Raw genomic sequence first — 15,875 nt, 5'->3', positions numbered from 1 at the left:
TATGCTGCTATGAAATCCTTACAGAATAAGGATTTCATAGTTCTCTGTTTTATCCTTGAAACAAAGTTGAAAAGCTTTGTAACTTATAGAAAAAATTAAGAATCTTGATGGGAATGCTGCTTGAAGACTATCCTATATCAATATTAATGAACTAAATGACATGTGTCATTTATTTAACTTATGTTTATCTAAATCCTAGTTCACAATAAATTATTAAAATTTATAGTTTATTTTCAATAATTTATTTCGATAAATTATTTTACTTAAAAAACATGGTTCATGAACCTAAGCTTTTTATTAAAACTAAACTTAAAACCATAAGTTCTTTCATTCGATTGAAGCCTACTCTCGTTTATTGAGGAAAAGGCATCAAAAGATGCCTTTTTTCTCTTTTCCCTGAATTTATTCTGAAATTTTTACGACGACTTTACCTTTTGCTCGTCCAGTATTCACATATTGTAAAGCATCTTTAATCTCTGGAAATGTATATGACTTATCAACGATTGGATTTATTTTCCCAAACTCTACTAATTTTGAAATTTCAGATAGCTGTTGTCCATTCGGCTGCATAAACAAAAATGAGTAAGTCATTCCTCTCTTTTTAGCTTTTTTTCGGATTGACCAACTTAAAAGAGGAATAATACATTTCAATAACCAATTTGCATGAATTGCTTCTGCGAAATCACGATCAGGTGGACCAGAGATACTGATAATTCGACCACCACGTTTAAGAACATTTAGAGATTTCTCTAAAATTTTTCCACCTTGCGTATCTAAGACTACGTCATAGTCTTTAAGCTCTTGTTCAAAATCAGTTGTTTTGTAATCAATGGTAATGTCTGCGCCTAATGCTTTGACCCATTGTGCATTTTTACCACTCGTGGTTGTCGCAACAGTGGCACCTAAGTGTTTCGCAAGCTGAATAGCAATTGAGCCAACACCGCCAGAACCTGCATGAATAAGCACTTTTTGTCCTGCTTGAACTTTCGCAATTTCAACCAAGGCCTGCCATGCAGTCAATGAAACAAGAGGAAGAGAAGCTGCGAGTTCCATAGAAATATTTTGAGGTTTTAGAGCCAGCGAAGATTGCTGAACTACGGTATATTCAGCAAAAGCGCCATTTTGGTCAGTTTTGGCATACACGTCATCACCAGCTTTAAACTGTTTAACATTTGCGCCAACTTGAACAACTGTACCTGCAAAATCATTGCCTAAAATAAAAGGAAACTTTACAGGCTGAATTGCCTTAAATTCACCTTCTAAAACCCTTAAGTCCAGAGGATTAATACTTGCTGCATGTATTTTAACAAGTACATCATTTTCTGTAATCAGTGGTTTAGATTGTTCATCTAGTTGCACATCATCAATATTGCCGTAACGGTTAATGTAGGCTGCTTTCATATAAGACCTCAATTGGTTTGCTTTTTGTTTTAATGTTTTAATGTTTTACACGTGTAAATCTACATTAAATTTTCAGACTAGGTTGCATATCAGACTCTTTAGTTAGTTAAAACTTAAAAGTGTATTCGAGTAATCAACAATGTTTATTTTTTTATCATAATCTAAAAAATTAGTAGTTACTACTAAAAAGATAGTGACTATTTGAAATTATTCCAGTATTGTTAGTATTAATTCGATAGTGACAATGATTTTTCCTATTGAAGAGTGCATAGACCAGCTCAACATATGAATGATTTTTAAAGTATGTGGTTCTTATTCTTAGGGTAGCGGTTTAGATATTAATCTTACTTTAGGTAATTAATCATGCGTGGCTTACTCAAAAAAAGTCTGATTTCAATAGCTTTAACTGTATCTAGTTCAATCTATGCCGATGTAAATACAGCTATGACTCAGAATTCAGGAGCGATTGTAATGGCGGAAAAACAATATCAATGGACAACTGTTCCAACTCAATTTATTTCAGCTGATGGCGTTAGCTTCGCATACCGAGAGTATGGTCAGCAAAATGGCGGTACACCTGTGATCTTCTTAAATCATTTAGCTGCTGTCTTAGACAATTGGGATCCACGAATCATTGATGGTATTGCAGCGAAACATCATGTCGTTATTTTTGATAATCGTGGTGTTGGTGCTTCTACTGGTGAGCCAGCAAAGTCCATTGAACAAATGGCAGATGATGCGATTACTTTTATTCAGGCGAAAGGGTTTAAACAAGTCGATTTATTCGGTTTTTCAATGGGTGGCATGATTTCGCAAGAGATTGTTTTGAAACAACCACAATTGATCCGAAAAGTGATTTTATCGGGAACTGGACCTGCTGGCGGAACTGGAATTAGTACAGTGGGTCGAGTTTCAAATTGGGATTTAGTTCGTGGTATGGCGACTCGTCAAGACCCTAAAGTTTACTTATTTTTTACTCGTACAGAGCATGGCAAAGCTGCTGCAAAAGAATTTGTGCAACGTATAAATGAACGTACTGAAAATCTCGATAAAGAAATAACGATTTCTGCATATCGTGCCCAGCTTAAAGCATTAAAAAAATGGGGAAATAAGAAACCAGCCGATCTTTCTATCATTCAACAGCCAGTATTGGTGGCGAATGGTGATCATGATCGTATGGTTCCAACAGTGAATACCTACGACTTGGCAAAACGCCTTCCAAATAGCGCACTCATCATTTATCCAGATGCAGGACATGGTGGAATCTTTCAGTTTCATGATGATTTCGTCAAACAATCGCTCACTTTTTTAGCTAAATAAAATTAGACCCAACCAAATATTTAAAAATTAGGACAATCAAGATGACCGCGATTACACATCAAACCGCTGAAACACAATTTATAGAAGTAGATGGAGCAACTTTTGCCTATCGTCGATGGGGTAATGTAAATACAGAGCAACCACCTTTATTTTTTCTTCAACATTTCCGTGGTGGTTTAGACAATTGGGATCCATTCATTACAGATGGATTAGCAGCTGGTCGAGAAGTCATTTTGTTCAATGGTCGTGGTGTCGCTTCATCTACAGGGCAACCACGAACTCGCATTGAAGATATGGCTGATGATGCTGCCGCAGTGATTCGAGCTTTAGGTTTGAAACAAGTTGATTTACTAGGCTTCTCTTTAGGAGGATTTCAGGCACAGGATTTAGTTCGTCGTCATTCTGAACTGGTCAGAAAATTAATGCTTTTGGGTACAGGACCACGAGGTGGAAAACCACGCGGTGATGATCCAGATGTACCAGCTTTAGTCTTGAAGCATGCCACCAGTGCTGTGCCTTCTGAAGAGGATTTTCTGTTTTTATTTTTTGGTCGATCAAAAGCCGCAATTCAAGCAGGTCGTGATTTTTGGCAACGTCGCCATCAACGTAAAGATCAAGATCCAGCAAGTTCAGTCGATGTGATGCAGGCCCAGATTGAAGCTAATATGCACTTTTTACCGAAGCTTGATGAAAAGAATCCATTTGTACATTTACGTGAGATTAAACAGCCGACTTTTATTCTTAATGGTGTGGATGATGTGATGATTCCGACCATCAATGCCTATCACATGGCACTAAATATTCCAAATGCACAGCTGTTTATTTATCCCGATGCTGGACATGGTGCACAGTTTCAGTATCCAGAACGCTTCGTGAAGCATGCCATACAGTTTCTAGATGAGTAATTGATAAGAATTTCCTTAGTGTTTTTATATATTGATGAACTGAGAACTAAAATGATGAAATTTAAATTACTACTGTGGATGTTGACTAAGCTGTTACAACGAGCTGTGAAAACCAATCCAAAATGTGCTGCATACGTGAAAGATAAAAATGCCACATTCCAAATCCAAACGGCAGGTGGTGAAGGGCGTTATTTTGAAGTCAAAAATAGTAAGATAAAGTCTCATGCTGGACGAACCAAATCCCCAAGTTTTACATTCACTTTTAAGAATGGCAGTACAGGTTTTGCTGTGCTATCCGCTAAAGATAGTGTCAATACGTTTCTCACTGCTCTTAGAACACAGGATCTCGTGATTACTGGAAACTTTTTAGATGTCATGTGGTTTCAAAGTTTAGTGGACTTTATTCAACCTCATTCTCAATCATCTTCCACTGTGTGAGCGAAGCCCATGACTCATTTGCAATTAAAAACGAATCTCCTCAATCAGTCTTTAACGTTACCGAATGGTGTGGTGATTCCAAATCGTTTGGCCAAAGCAGCAACCAGTGAAACCTTAGCCACCTATTCCAATAATCCAACTGAAAAACATGTTCGTCTATACCAGCGTTGGGCGGCATTTGGAATTGGTATGATTATCACGGGTAACATTATGATCGACCGACGTGCCTTAGGTGAGCCAGGGAACGTCGTTGTTGAAGATGAACGTGATTTCGCTGTTTTACAGAAATGGGCGAAAAGTGTTACCGAACAAGGTTCACAATTGTGGGCGCAACTCAACCATCCGGGGAAACAATCACCAAAAGGCTTAAATATCCGTAATATTTCTGCATCGGCTGTGCCATTTGGGGCTGAAATGCAATCTTTATTTGCAACCCCAGATGAAGCGACTCATGATGAAATCATAGAGATTATTCAACGCTTTGGTCATAGTGCTGCAATATGTAAAAAGGCAGGATTTAGTGGTGTTGAAATCCATGCTGCACATGGATATTTGATTAATCAATTTTTATCTCCATTACATAATTTAAGAAAGGACGAGTGGGGTGGTACACCTGAAAAGCGTCGTAAATTTCTAATGGAAGTTTATAAAGAGATTCGCAAACAAGTCGGTACAGATTTTCCAATCGCAATTAAGCTCAACTCGGCAGATTTTCAAAAAGGTGGGTTTACGGAAGAAGATTCATTAGAAGTCATTAAAGTGTTAGCAGCCGCAGGGATTGATCTGATTGAAATTTCAGGTGGGACTTATGAGTCTGGTGTAGCTAAAGCGCCACAAAAACCTTCAACGATTATACGCGAAGCATTTTTTATTGAGTTTGCAGAAAAAGTGAGAAACCATGTAAAAACCCCACTAATGGTTACAGGTGGTTTTAGAACTGTAGAAGGTATGAACCAAGCGCTGGAATCCAATGCATTTGATATAGTCGGGATTGCAAGACTTATGGCAATTGATCCTGATGCTCCCAAATATTTGTTAGCAGGAACCAATAGCAAACAAAATGTTCAACCGATTAAAACAGGAATTAAAAAAATCGACCGTCTTGGGATTATGGAGGTGCTTTGGTACACTCAACAGCTTAATAGTATTGCTCAAGGTAAAGCACCAAAACCTAAAGAAAACGGTTTATGGGCATTTATTAAGTCTGTTTTACGTAGTGGTTGGGGAACATATGCGACCCAGCGTACCCGGATAAAATCATAAACCATTCGTTGAAGCTATAAAAAAGCACTCATTCTGGGTACTTTTTAGCTTTATTCACCTCGTTGGCGAATAGGTCGTGTACCAATTTCGGCTCCTGTCACTTGATCAATCACAATAGGCTTAATTTCAGTACCATTTTCAGCATCAAGAAACGTTACCATTTCTTCAGGATGTTCATAAGGTTTGTATTTACGCCCCCATGCACCAATCACAAATAATACAGGGAGAAAATCCTGACCAGCTTGAGTTAATACATATTCTTCACGAGGAGGATGTTCTGAATATTGTCTTTTTTCAAGTAATCCTTCATCAACTAAAACAGACAAACGTCTAGTTAACATTGTCGGAGCAATGCCTAAATTTTTACGAAATTGGTCAAATCGAGTAAAACCTGCATGTGCATCTCGTAATATCAGCATACTCCAAGCATCACCTAAAACAGACAAACTTCTGGCAATTGGGCAGATTTCAAGACTGATATTTGTAGTCATAGGGAATTAACAAACTTAAAAGTAACTACTATAATAATAGTAACATACTCTGACTTATTCAACCATGCTTTGCTTTTTAAAGAAGAGCTATTCATCAATAACTTCTATTTTTGCTTATAGGTTCTCATAAATTTTATCATGTAAAACTTGATATAAAGAAGAATAAAATTTACTACATATCAGTATTAATGAACTAAATTTCAGGTGTTATCTATTTAACATAATCAATATTATGCGAAATAAAAATGTTAGAAACCATTTAAAGTGTCTGTATTCTCACCAATAAAAATGTCTGGTCTATGATACATATCAACATCATGGGCTGGATAAAACTTGAGATGCTGATCACTATGTCTGGCGGTGAATAAAATCAAAGATTTTTAATTAATATAAATCAGTAGTTTAAAAATGAATATCAAAAAATAGCTTGCTTGACTTACTCATTACATTAATTATCAACAAATCCTGATTTAATTTTAAGTTTGTTTTTATACATTTGTTTGTCAGCTTCAATTAAGGTTTGTTGAAGGCTCTTATCAGGTTCACGTACTGCGATTCCAATCGCCGCATTAATTCCAACTTTGTGGAAAGATTCTAAAATCCGATTTGCTAGTTTTTGAGTATTTTCTAAATTAGTTTCAATATTCAAAATACCAAATTCGTCTCCTCCTAAACGGGCAACTAAATCACCAGAACGCACAGATTTTTTGAGAATTTGAGCAGTTTTTTGAATGATTCGATCACCTTCGGAATGACCAAATTTATCATTTACATATTTTAAATCATTTAAATCTATGATAATTATTGTGGTTGGATGTCCATAAATTTTACAACGATTTTCTTCTAAATCTAAAAGATTATCCCAAGCACGACGATTGAATATACCAGTTAAATGGTCAGTCAATGAATCCATCTGAAATTTTTCACTAATTCTTTTTTGTTCATTTATTTTAAGTTCATTCTGTAAAATCCGACTAAGCAATGAACTAAATAATTCCAATAAATCACTAGCACCCTCTATACTTTGAGGCTGTGGTGATGGATCAATCGCACATAATGTTCCAAATAGAGAACCATCTTCATTAAATAAAGGTTGACCTATATAGGCCTTAATATCAACAAATTTATTAATTCCTGCTTTAGCATATACTGGAATTTCTTCTGAATCAGGTGCTATACGAGGTCCGTTCCCCAATACCATTTGAGAACAATACGAATCATCCCAATTAAAAACTTGCCCAGATTTTACACCATATCCATGATCTTCAGTTTGAAGAACAATCCAATCATTACCTTCAGTACGGGTAATCATCCACAGGCTAAAACCTAGATGGTTATGTAGATACTCTAGAATTTTTTTACCAGCATCTTTAAAATTCTTCAAATTTTCGTGAGGAAATATCATAAAAACTCGCTATTAGCCATTCTAACCTGAGCTTAATGTAGATTATTTAATTTACAATCAATTTTTGGTAGCGTTTCATTTATAGATGATAAATCAATTGATGAGCTAATCTATACATTGCTGCTGTTAAAAATAACACTCACTGGGTAAATTCTGATCGTAAATTTAGAGGAAACTCAAATCATAAAGCCTTTAGCCGTAGTGATTGGGCTTACAATCCCTACTTCTTGTTTAACCAGACTGTGAAAGTAACCCATTTTGCAAGTGTCTGACATGCTTGTAAATAAATATACAAGATACCATCTCAAACCTAGGCATGGTTCGAATGATCAGCATTCCGTATCAGATTCTGAAAAGGTCCATCAAAAGAGGTTATGTGTGTCTAGAATTTTAGAGGCTATACAGGCTAAGGCGTGCTTTTAGTTAAATTTGAATGGGAAAAATTATTGTTATAAAAAATATTGAGGCAATCCTAAATTGAATCACCTCAATATATACATCATTCAAATATTAAAACTTCTTAGAATAATTGATAAAGAAACGGTCTTCACCAAAATCATTACCCGTTTTAATACCATAATCAATACGAATATATTGCAAAGACAAGCCCTTCAGATAAGGTTGCTGGAAGGCATAGTTCACAATGATATCTGATTCACTTTCCATGTTTTTACTACCGTTGGTAGCTTTAAAGTGATTACCATACACATATTTCACCATGGCATTTAAACCTGGTACATAGTCTTTAAAATCATATCCATAAATAAAGTGGTAAGATCTTTCGTCTTTCTTAAAGAAGCCTGTCGTATTCCAGTTAATAAAATAGGTTTCAGGTAGGAATCCATCTGGAATCGGGTAAGCTGATTTGCCTGTAATCTCTTGATAGCCCAAACCAAAGGTATGATTTTTTACTTTCAGGGTTTCCAGCAAACCAATATTTTGAACTTCAATATTGAAGGTATTGCCATCATTTTTGGCATAAAAATACTTAAACTTACTGTTTAAGGTAAAATTCTGTTGTTTCCAGCTATGATCCAAGCCCACATAGTGTTTGTTAAACAGATTTTCCATGTTGCCAAAATAGTATTCGCCTTTCAATGTTGGCGTAAACTGATAGCGTAAATCGATATAATTCAAGCCATCGGAATATTTGGTCACGCCATTTGCGGTAAATGCAAATTTGTGAAAACCTTCCTGGTTGCGTGGGGAAACTTTTTCGACCCGTCCGACTTCGACATTAAAACGGTCCGTGATTTGTGACTTCAGGTTTTCGCCCCAGTAGGAGGTCAGTAACTGGCGGCTATAATCGATTGAGGTCACTGGCAAATCTAGCCACAGTTCACCGACTTTCAGTAAGGTTTTGTCATAACCGAGTTTCAGTGTGGCGCCATGTTTTAAATAGTCAGAGGCTTGAGATTTTGTCTGTGTGTCAAAAGGCAATACCGTATCGGCAACATGTCTGTCATTACTTAAGCGTACTGCATATTGAACTGAAGCATCGACCCCGATAGTCAAAGGTTTATCCGCAATCTCTAAAGGTGTATCACGCATTTTAGAAGTGTAGAACAGAGAAGCCGACTGAGACCAGCTACCGGCATCCTTGATGGCAGGGTTTTCAAAGTCACGGTTGATATAGGCATTTTTCAGGGTGAATTTCCATTCATCGTCGTTTGGCTGCCCCAGTGAATCTGCCGCGAAAAGTACAGAACTTGATATTCCACCGATAAAGAATAGGGTTGAAGCAGCTAAATAGTGTGATTTAAAACATGGTAATAAGCGCATAATCCGTTTCCAATAAGGGTGCGCCAGTCCTAGGCGCACCGATTTTTACGACTCAGTGAGAGATGATTTAAGGGAAAAATCAGGAGCTGACTGGGCAGCAACAGAAGCTTTTAAATTCACCAAAAAGATGGCAAGTGCAGCAATAAGACCCGGGATGGCAATTGCTATAAAGTTCATTTGGTGAGGCAACTCAAATGTAAGTAATGCACCTGTTAAAACTGGACCGATAATGGCTCCAATCCGTCCGATACCAGATGCCCATCCCATACCTGTTGAACGAACTGCAGTTGGGTAAAACTGTGCAACAAAGGTATACAGTAAGATTTGCGAACCAATGGTTGCAGCTCCCGCAATCGCAATAAGCGTGTATAAAACAAATTGAGGGCTATTAAATCCAAGTAAAATCAAGGCAGCAGCACCAATCACAAACATAGTGGTCAATACTGGTTTTAAATGGAATTTATCTGCAAGCGCGCCACCACCAATCGCACCCACCATTCCTCCAATATTTAAAGAAAAGAGGAATAACATACTGGCACCTAATGAATAGCCGGCTTGTAACATCAGTTTTGGTAACCAACTTCCTAATGCATAAACCATTAACAGACACATAAAGAATGCAACCCAGAACATAAATGTGCTAAATGTGCGCCCTTGTTGAAAAAGTGCGCGAACAGGCGCTTCTGTCATGGTATTTTCATTAAGTACAAGCTGTGTATTGACCGTTAGTTCTGCTTGTGGAGCAAGTTTTCTGACAATACTTTGAGCTTGATCGCCACGATTAGATTTCACGAGGAAAGCTAAAGATTCAGGTAAAAATTTCCAGATCAAAGGAAGTAGCAAAAGTGGAATACCTGCAATCAAAAACATGATTTGCCATCCCATATCTTTGACTAGCCATGCACCAAGCAGCGCCGATGTCATGCCACCAATCGCATAACCACTGAACATAATCGCGACTAAAGTGCTGCGGATTCTTTTAGGTGCATATTCGGTCATGAGAGCCACGACATTTGGCATGACACCACCAATACCGAGTCCAGCCATAAAGCGCAGAACGGCAAATTCTGCTGGACCTGTGGCAAAAGACCCAATAAAAGTAAATCCGCTAAATAAAGATACACAAATTAGGATGGCTTTTTTACGCCCTAATTTGTCTGAAATGGTTCCGAAAATCATGGCACCAAACATCATGCCAAATAACGCTGTACTGGCGAGTAACCCTGCCTGAACCGTTGTTAGTGACCACTGTTGCATCAATAATGGAAGTACAACACCATAAATCACCAGATCATATCCATCAAAGATAATAATCAATAAACACCACATTAAAACTTTCCAATGAAAAGCAGTAAAGCTGGCCTTGTCAACAATGTCATTAATATTGACTTTGTTCATCCCTCACCTCCTGTGAAGTATCGTTTTATTTTGTAAGTAAATTATTTTGTTATTGGGTTAGAGTCAAAAACCAAATTGATATATCTTTATGTCTTTAAAGTATTGAAAAAATAATATTTTATAAAAATTTCAGCGTGCCAAAACCGTGTTCTTTTGCTAAAAATGAGCTGAAGATAAGCTTGTAAAAGATGATTTATATTCTTTTATTATGAAGTTTTATCAGCGAAAGGCATGACGTTACAAATCTAAAACATAAGCTTTATACAAGATGTCAAACGTATTGGTTTTTGCGATTTAAATTAATTTAGTGAATTGATTTTTATATTCTTATTTTAAATTGAGCGAAAAATTTATTCATCTTTCATCAGACAAAATATTAGATGGGCATAATGCCCATCTAATATGATAAAAATCAAGTAAATACGGTTGCTAAAAAAACAGCAACGAATCCTATGGATTGACAATAAATAAACTTATTGCATTCGCCCTGTTTCCACAAAATTGGCATGCCATGACAGCGCTTCACGCAGCAAATGCGGAGTATGCCCTCCTAAAGCACAGGCACGTTCAAAATAATCTAACAGCGATTTTTGGTAACTTGGGTGTGCACAACACGTAATAATTTTGCGTGCGCGCTCACGAGGTGCCAAACCACGCAAATCAGCAAGGCCCTGTTCAGTCACCAAAATATCCACATCATGCTCAATGTGATCACAATGGCTGACCATCGGAACGACTGAAGAAATTGCACCATTTTTAGCAATGGATTTAGTCACAAAAATAGCCAGATGCGCATTGCGGGTAAAATCGCCTGACCCGCCAATTCCATTCATCATTTTTGTGCCTGACACATGGGTTGAATTGACGTTGCCGTAAATATCAAACTCCAGTGCGGTATTGATGGCAATGATGCCTAAGCGACGAATAATTTCAGGATTGTTAGAAATTTCCTGAGGGCGCAGCACAATCTTGTCTTTATACATCTCAAAATTTTTCATGACATGCGCAGCACATGGTTCTGACAAAGTCATGGAACTACCCGAAGCAAATATCATTTTCCCCGAATCAATCAGCTCAAATGTACAGTCTTGCAATACTTCAGAATACATTTCCAAATCATGAAAATTGGAATGCTGGAATTGTGCAAAAACTGCGTTGGCAATTGAACCGACACCCGACTGTAATGGCCCCAGATTTTCAGGCAAACGACCCGATGCCACTTCCTGTTCAAAGAAATGAATTAAATGCTGGGCAATGGCCAAAGTATCTGCATCAGACTCATCCATTTTAAAGGATGTATCGGGCAGATGATTGATCACAATCGCGGCAATTTTGGCTGGATCGACCTCTATGCCTAATGTACCGATGCGGTTGCTGGCATTGACTAAAGGAATAGGCTGACGATTTGGGCGAGTTGCAGGCACATAAACATCGTGCGCACCTTCAAATTCGGGGCTAATGGTACAGTCAATTTCGATAATGACCTGATCAGCCATTTCCACAAAATTGGCCGAGTTACCACAAGAAGCCGTTGGAATAATCAGCCCTGTTTCGGTAATTGCAGTTGCTGCAATGACTGCGACATTAATGCGTGGCAAGTTTTGGTGACGAATATTTTCAGCCATTTCAGATAAATGCTGATCAATATACATCACTTCTCCTTGATTAATGGCTTGACGCAAATCAGGGTCTGCCTGATATGGATAGCGGCGGGCAAGTGCATGAGCTTGACTTAAACGCCCATCAATCCGATTGCCAAGACTGGCGCCTGTCGCAAGGGTAATTTTTAGTGGATGCTGCTGAGCATAATCTGCCAGTGCCAAAGGCACAGTTTTTGCCTCACCTGCACCACCAAAACCGCTCATTCCAACGACTGAGCCGTCTTGAATCAGTTGAATTGCCTGCTCAACAGGCACAACTTTGTCATGCAGACTAGCTAGACGAATACGCTCCAAACCATTTAACATTTCTAATATCCCAATATCGTTTGAATTCTGGTTCCGTTTTTATCGTTATGTTTAAACGGAATTTCCTTGTTTATTTGTATTAAACCAATTCGATCGCCATCGCAGTGGCTTCACCACCGCCGATACATAATGCTGCAATTCCTTTTTTACCGCCAGTACGTTTTAAGGCATGAATTAGAGTGACGATAATTCGTGAACCCGATGAACCTAATGGATGTCCGAGAGCGCAGGCACCACCATGGATATTGACTTTATCGCGCTCTAGTTCAAATGCATCTATAGCCGCCATTGTCACCATGGCAAAGGCTTCGTTAATTTCCCACAAATCTACGTCTTGCGCAGACCAGCCTGTCTGTTTCAGAACTTTTTCAATCGCGCCCACAGGTGCAATGGTAAATTCTGAAGGATGCTGTGCATGTGAAGCATATGCCGAAATCTTGGCTAAAGGACGTAGACCCTGAGCTTGTGCATGTTGCTCTGACGTAATAACCAGTGCCGAAGCACCGTCTGAAATTGAACTGGCATTGGCGGCAGTAATCGTGCCATCTTTTTTAAAGGCAGGGCGTAATGTGCTGATTTTTTCAATTTTTGCATTGAGCGGCTGTTCATCCTGATCAACCGTGATCTCACCTTTGCGTCCTTTAATATGAACAGGCACAATTTCAGCTTGAAAATAACCCTGTTGGGTGGCATGAATGGCGCGGTTGAGAGACTCGATAGCATACTGGTCTTGTTGCTCACGGCTATAGCCTTTTTGATCTGCCATGTCTTGTGCCAAGATGCCCATCGACAGACCAGTTTCAGCATCTTCCAGACCTTCCTGAAACATGTGATCGGTGATTTTGCCATGTCCCATGCGATAACCACTGCGGGCTTTATCCAGCAGATAAGGTGCATTGCTCATAGATTCCATGCCGCCAGCCACAATAAACTGAGCTGAACCTGCGCGAATGCTATCCGCAGCCTGCATCACTGCTTTCATGCCTGAGCCGCAAACTTTATTAATCGTGGTTGCTGGCGTTGTATCGGCTAAACCTGCCTGACGCATGGCCTGACGTGCAGGTGCTTGCTTCACACCTGCAGGGAGTACACACCCCAAAATGACTTCATCAACTTGCGCAGACTGTATACCTGACGCCTGTACCGCTTCACGAACCACCACTGCACCAAGCTCTGGTGTGGTAAGTGGTGACAGCACACCCTGAAAACTTCCCATGGCTGTACGTACAGCACTTAAAATAACAATCATCGTTTTTATATCCTTATTACGTTCATTAGAGTTCAAATCTTTGGATTCAATATCCTTACTGATTTATAGTTCAATGACTTTGAATCATTCATAAGTCGGTTGTGATCTCTAATTTTGTCTTGCTATAGGATGAAAAATTTTGATTTCTCATCCTATAGTGAATCGTTTTTTTTACGCTTGTGCTGTGAAATATGCTTCTGGTAACTGCATCAACGTTGCCGTGCCTGCCTGGATTTTGGCAATATGCGAAGCCAGTTGTGGCAAACATTTCTCTGCATAGTACTGTGCCAGTACCAGTTTATGCTGATAGAACTCTTCTGGTTTTGCCTGAGCTGCTTGTGCAATGCGGGCAAACATATAGGCAAAACTCATGAGACCAACTGCATGCAAATAATCAACTGCAATGCCATTGGCAAACTCAGGATGGTTTTTTGCTTGTTCTAAAATAAACTGGGTAACCTTTTCAACTTGTGTACATGCATCGAGTGTTGCTGTTTTAATTACCAAGTCATCATCGAGTTGCTGTACAAAATCACGAATCTCGGCAATATAATCTGCAATCAGTGCACCTTGATTCTTAATGGTTTTTCGTCCAATCAAGTCTTGTGCCTGTACGCCATTGGTCCCCTCATAAATCTGGGCAATACGCAAATCACGTACACACTGCTCCATGCCCCATTCACGAATATAGCCATGCCCACCAAAACACATTTGTGCATCTAAAACAGCATCCAATGCGGTATCGGTCAAATAAGCTTTGGCAATCGGCGTAAGCAAGGCAACCCGATCATTGGCTCGTTGTACACTTGCTGGATCGTGGGCAAATTTGGTCATGTCCAGTTGCTGCCCCACATAGACTGCAAATGCCCGTGACGCCTCGTTATTGGCACGCGCATTGAGCAACATGCGGCGCACATCACCATGTACCAAAATCGAATCTGCTGGTTTTTCAGGAGATTGTGCACCAGTAGCACTGCGCCCCTGCAAGCGATCAGTCGCATATTGGGCAGCATTTTGATAAGCAAATTCGGAAGCGCCAAGTCCCTGAATTCCCATAGATAAACGTTCATAGTTCATCATGACAAACATAGCCGCCAAGCCTTCATTTTCCTGACCAACGAGGAATCCTTTTGCAGCATCGAAGTTCATAACACAAGTAGATGAACCTTTAATTCCCATTTTGTGCTCAATAGAGCCTGCAGCAACACTGTTGCGCTCACCTAAACTACCATCTTCATTGACCAAAAACTTAGGCACAATAAACATGGAAATACCACGTGAACCTGCAGGCGCATTTGGTGTTTTAGCCAAAACTAAATGAATAATGTTTTCACAAAGGTCATGCTCACCACTGGTAATAAAAATTTTAGTACCTGTGATTTGGTATGAACCATCAGCATTTGGCTCAGCCTTAGTTTTAATGATCCCAAGATCGGTACCCGCATGCGGTTCAGTCAGGCACATGGTTCCTGACCATTCTCCTGTATACATTTTGGGTAAATAGGTTTCTTTTTGCTGCTGCGAAGCGCAGTTATTCAGTGCCATTCCCGCACCGACAGTCAGTAACGGATACAACATAAACGATGGGTTGGTGGCAAAAATCATTTCATCCACCAGAACAGTCAACATTTTTGGAATGTTCTGACCACCCCATTCTTCTTCTGCACCCAAACCAATCCAGCCGCCTTCAGCATACTGTTGAAATGCCGCTTTAAAACCTTGCGGTGTTTTGACTTCACCTTGATGAAACTGTGCACCGCCTTCTTCATCTGCGGAACGATTCAAATCCAGAAGTGTACCTTTAGAAAACTTTGCCATTTCTTCTAAGATTGCATTTGCTGTTTGCATATCCAAATGTGCAATTTTTTCATTTGCTTGCCAGAATGCTTCTGCGTTAAATACATCGTTTAAAATAAAGTCCATATCTTTGAGAGGCGCGTTATAAATTGGCATTTTTCCTTCCTGAATCACTTTTTTAGGCTCAAGCAGTGTTACCCAAGCAGTCTTGATGACATCAGCGATCTTTTGATTAAAAAAATCAATTCCATTCTGATGAGTATCATTATCAATTAATATATTTAAAGTGTTTGAATTTATTTGAGTTTTAAAAAATATGATTGAACACTTTAATGTACTCAATACGCTTTTAAAATGGTCTAAATCCACACTCAAAAATCCAAACCATTAGGATGTTAGATGAGTTTTTATTTAAATCCAAAATATTGATCTCTAGCGTTCACTTTTTTCAAAATTTTA

Annotated in this window: 12 protein-coding genes; 4 read left to right on the top strand and 8 right to left on the bottom strand. The window is 38.8% G+C overall.

Features of this window, described 5'->3' with window-relative positions:
• Positions 1–402: 402 nt before the first annotated feature.
• A complete protein-coding gene (locus tag P255_RS13475; protein WP_023274459.1) occupies positions 403–1,401 on the bottom strand; it encodes an NADP-dependent oxidoreductase in 999 nt (332 codons plus the stop codon).
• Positions 1,402–1,845: 444 nt separating this feature from the next.
• Here P255_RS13475 and P255_RS13470 point away from each other — a divergent pair, with 444 nt between their 5' ends.
• The 4 genes from P255_RS13470 to P255_RS13455 are packed head-to-tail and all read left to right on the top strand — an operon-like array spanning position 1,846 to position 5,327.
• The gene (locus P255_RS13470; protein ID WP_228130672.1) at positions 1,846–2,721 is read left to right on the top strand and encodes an alpha/beta fold hydrolase; all 876 of its coding nucleotides are present in this window, start codon (positions 1,846–1,848) and stop codon (positions 2,719–2,721) included.
• A gap of 41 nt (positions 2,722–2,762) precedes the next feature.
• Positions 2,763–3,626 carry an alpha/beta fold hydrolase gene (locus P255_RS13465; protein WP_023274457.1) on the top strand — a complete coding sequence of 288 codons (864 nt, stop codon included), beginning with the start codon at positions 2,763–2,765 and terminating at the stop codon, positions 3,624–3,626.
• A gap of 51 nt (positions 3,627–3,677) precedes the next feature.
• Positions 3,678–4,064 carry a hypothetical protein gene (locus P255_RS13460; protein WP_023274456.1) on the top strand — a complete coding sequence of 129 codons (387 nt, stop codon included), beginning with the start codon at positions 3,678–3,680 and terminating at the stop codon, positions 4,062–4,064.
• A 9-nt stretch (positions 4,065–4,073) separates the two neighbouring features.
• Complete coding sequence (locus P255_RS13455) at positions 4,074–5,327, top strand: NADH:flavin oxidoreductase/NADH oxidase family protein (protein WP_023274455.1); 1,254 nt, start codon at positions 4,074–4,076, stop codon at positions 5,325–5,327.
• Between the two features lie 50 nt (positions 5,328–5,377).
• Here the strand turns inward: P255_RS13455 and P255_RS13450 are convergent, their stop codons facing one another.
• The 7 genes from P255_RS13450 to P255_RS13420 form a co-directional block, all read right to left on the bottom strand.
• Complete coding sequence (locus P255_RS13450; protein WP_004898059.1) at positions 5,378–5,818, bottom strand: winged helix-turn-helix transcriptional regulator; 441 nt, start codon at positions 5,816–5,818, stop codon at positions 5,378–5,380.
• 448 nt (positions 5,819–6,266) lie between these two features.
• Positions 6,267–7,223 (bottom strand): sensor domain-containing diguanylate cyclase, encoded by a 957-nt coding sequence (locus P255_RS13445; protein ID WP_004898061.1) that lies wholly within the window; start codon positions 7,221–7,223, stop codon positions 6,267–6,269.
• Between the two features lie 510 nt (positions 7,224–7,733).
• The gene (locus P255_RS13440; protein WP_004898064.1) at positions 7,734–9,005 is read right to left on the bottom strand and encodes an OprD family outer membrane porin; all 1,272 of its coding nucleotides are present in this window, start codon (positions 9,003–9,005) and stop codon (positions 7,734–7,736) included.
• Positions 9,006–9,050: 45 nt separating this feature from the next.
• The gene (locus tag P255_RS13435; RefSeq protein WP_004898067.1) at positions 9,051–10,403 is read right to left on the bottom strand and encodes an aromatic acid/H+ symport family MFS transporter; all 1,353 of its coding nucleotides are present in this window, start codon (positions 10,401–10,403) and stop codon (positions 9,051–9,053) included.
• Positions 10,404–10,876: 473 nt separating this feature from the next.
• Positions 10,877–12,370 carry a succinyl-CoA:acetate CoA-transferase ScpC gene (locus tag P255_RS13430; RefSeq protein ID WP_004898069.1) on the bottom strand — a complete coding sequence of 498 codons (1,494 nt, stop codon included), beginning with the start codon at positions 12,368–12,370 and terminating at the stop codon, positions 10,877–10,879.
• Positions 12,371–12,449: 79 nt separating this feature from the next.
• A complete protein-coding gene (locus tag P255_RS13425) occupies positions 12,450–13,619 on the bottom strand; it encodes a thiolase family protein (RefSeq protein WP_004898071.1) in 1,170 nt (389 codons plus the stop codon).
• Positions 13,620–13,790: 171 nt separating this feature from the next.
• The gene (locus tag P255_RS13420) at positions 13,791–15,572 is read right to left on the bottom strand and encodes an acyl-CoA dehydrogenase C-terminal domain-containing protein (RefSeq protein WP_035365676.1); all 1,782 of its coding nucleotides are present in this window, start codon (positions 15,570–15,572) and stop codon (positions 13,791–13,793) included.
• Between the last annotated feature and the right edge of the window lie 303 nt (positions 15,573–15,875).

The sequence above is a fragment of the Acinetobacter brisouii CIP 110357 genome, from assembly GCF_000488275.1.
In the GTDB taxonomy this organism is placed as follows: domain Bacteria; phylum Pseudomonadota; class Gammaproteobacteria; order Pseudomonadales; family Moraxellaceae; genus Acinetobacter; species Acinetobacter brisouii.
Note: the sequence above shows the minus strand (reverse complement) of the source record. Positions and strands in the feature narration are given on the sequence as shown.

What these genes read in the sequence shown, in the direction of transcription:
- P255_RS13475 (WP_023274459.1), bottom strand. Translation starts at nt 1,401, where the DNA reads ATGAAAGCAGCCTACATTAACCGTTACGGCAATATTGATGATGTGCAA.
- P255_RS13430 (WP_004898069.1), bottom strand. Translation starts at nt 12,370, where the DNA reads ATGTTAAATGGTTTGGAGCGTATTCGTCTAGCTAGTCTGCATGACAAA.
- P255_RS13470 (WP_228130672.1), top strand. Translation starts at nt 1,846, where the DNA reads ATGACTCAGAATTCAGGAGCGATTGTAATGGCGGAAAAACAATATCAA.
- P255_RS13440 (WP_004898064.1), bottom strand. Translation starts at nt 9,005, where the DNA reads ATGCGCTTATTACCATGTTTTAAATCACACTATTTAGCTGCTTCAACC.
- P255_RS13455 (WP_023274455.1), top strand. Translation starts at nt 4,074, where the DNA reads ATGACTCATTTGCAATTAAAAACGAATCTCCTCAATCAGTCTTTAACG.
- P255_RS13445 (WP_004898061.1), bottom strand. Translation starts at nt 7,223, where the DNA reads ATGATATTTCCTCACGAAAATTTGAAGAATTTTAAAGATGCTGGTAAA.
- P255_RS13460 (WP_023274456.1), top strand. Translation starts at nt 3,678, where the DNA reads ATGATGAAATTTAAATTACTACTGTGGATGTTGACTAAGCTGTTACAA.
- P255_RS13420 (WP_035365676.1), bottom strand. Translation starts at nt 15,572, where the DNA reads ATGCCAATTTATAACGCGCCTCTCAAAGATATGGACTTTATTTTAAAC.
- P255_RS13435 (WP_004898067.1), bottom strand. Translation starts at nt 10,403, where the DNA reads ATGAACAAAGTCAATATTAATGACATTGTTGACAAGGCCAGCTTTACT.
- P255_RS13425 (WP_004898071.1), bottom strand. Translation starts at nt 13,619, where the DNA reads ATGATTGTTATTTTAAGTGCTGTACGTACAGCCATGGGAAGTTTTCAG.
- P255_RS13450 (WP_004898059.1), bottom strand. Translation starts at nt 5,818, where the DNA reads ATGACTACAAATATCAGTCTTGAAATCTGCCCAATTGCCAGAAGTTTG.
- P255_RS13465 (WP_023274457.1), top strand. Translation starts at nt 2,763, where the DNA reads ATGACCGCGATTACACATCAAACCGCTGAAACACAATTTATAGAAGTA.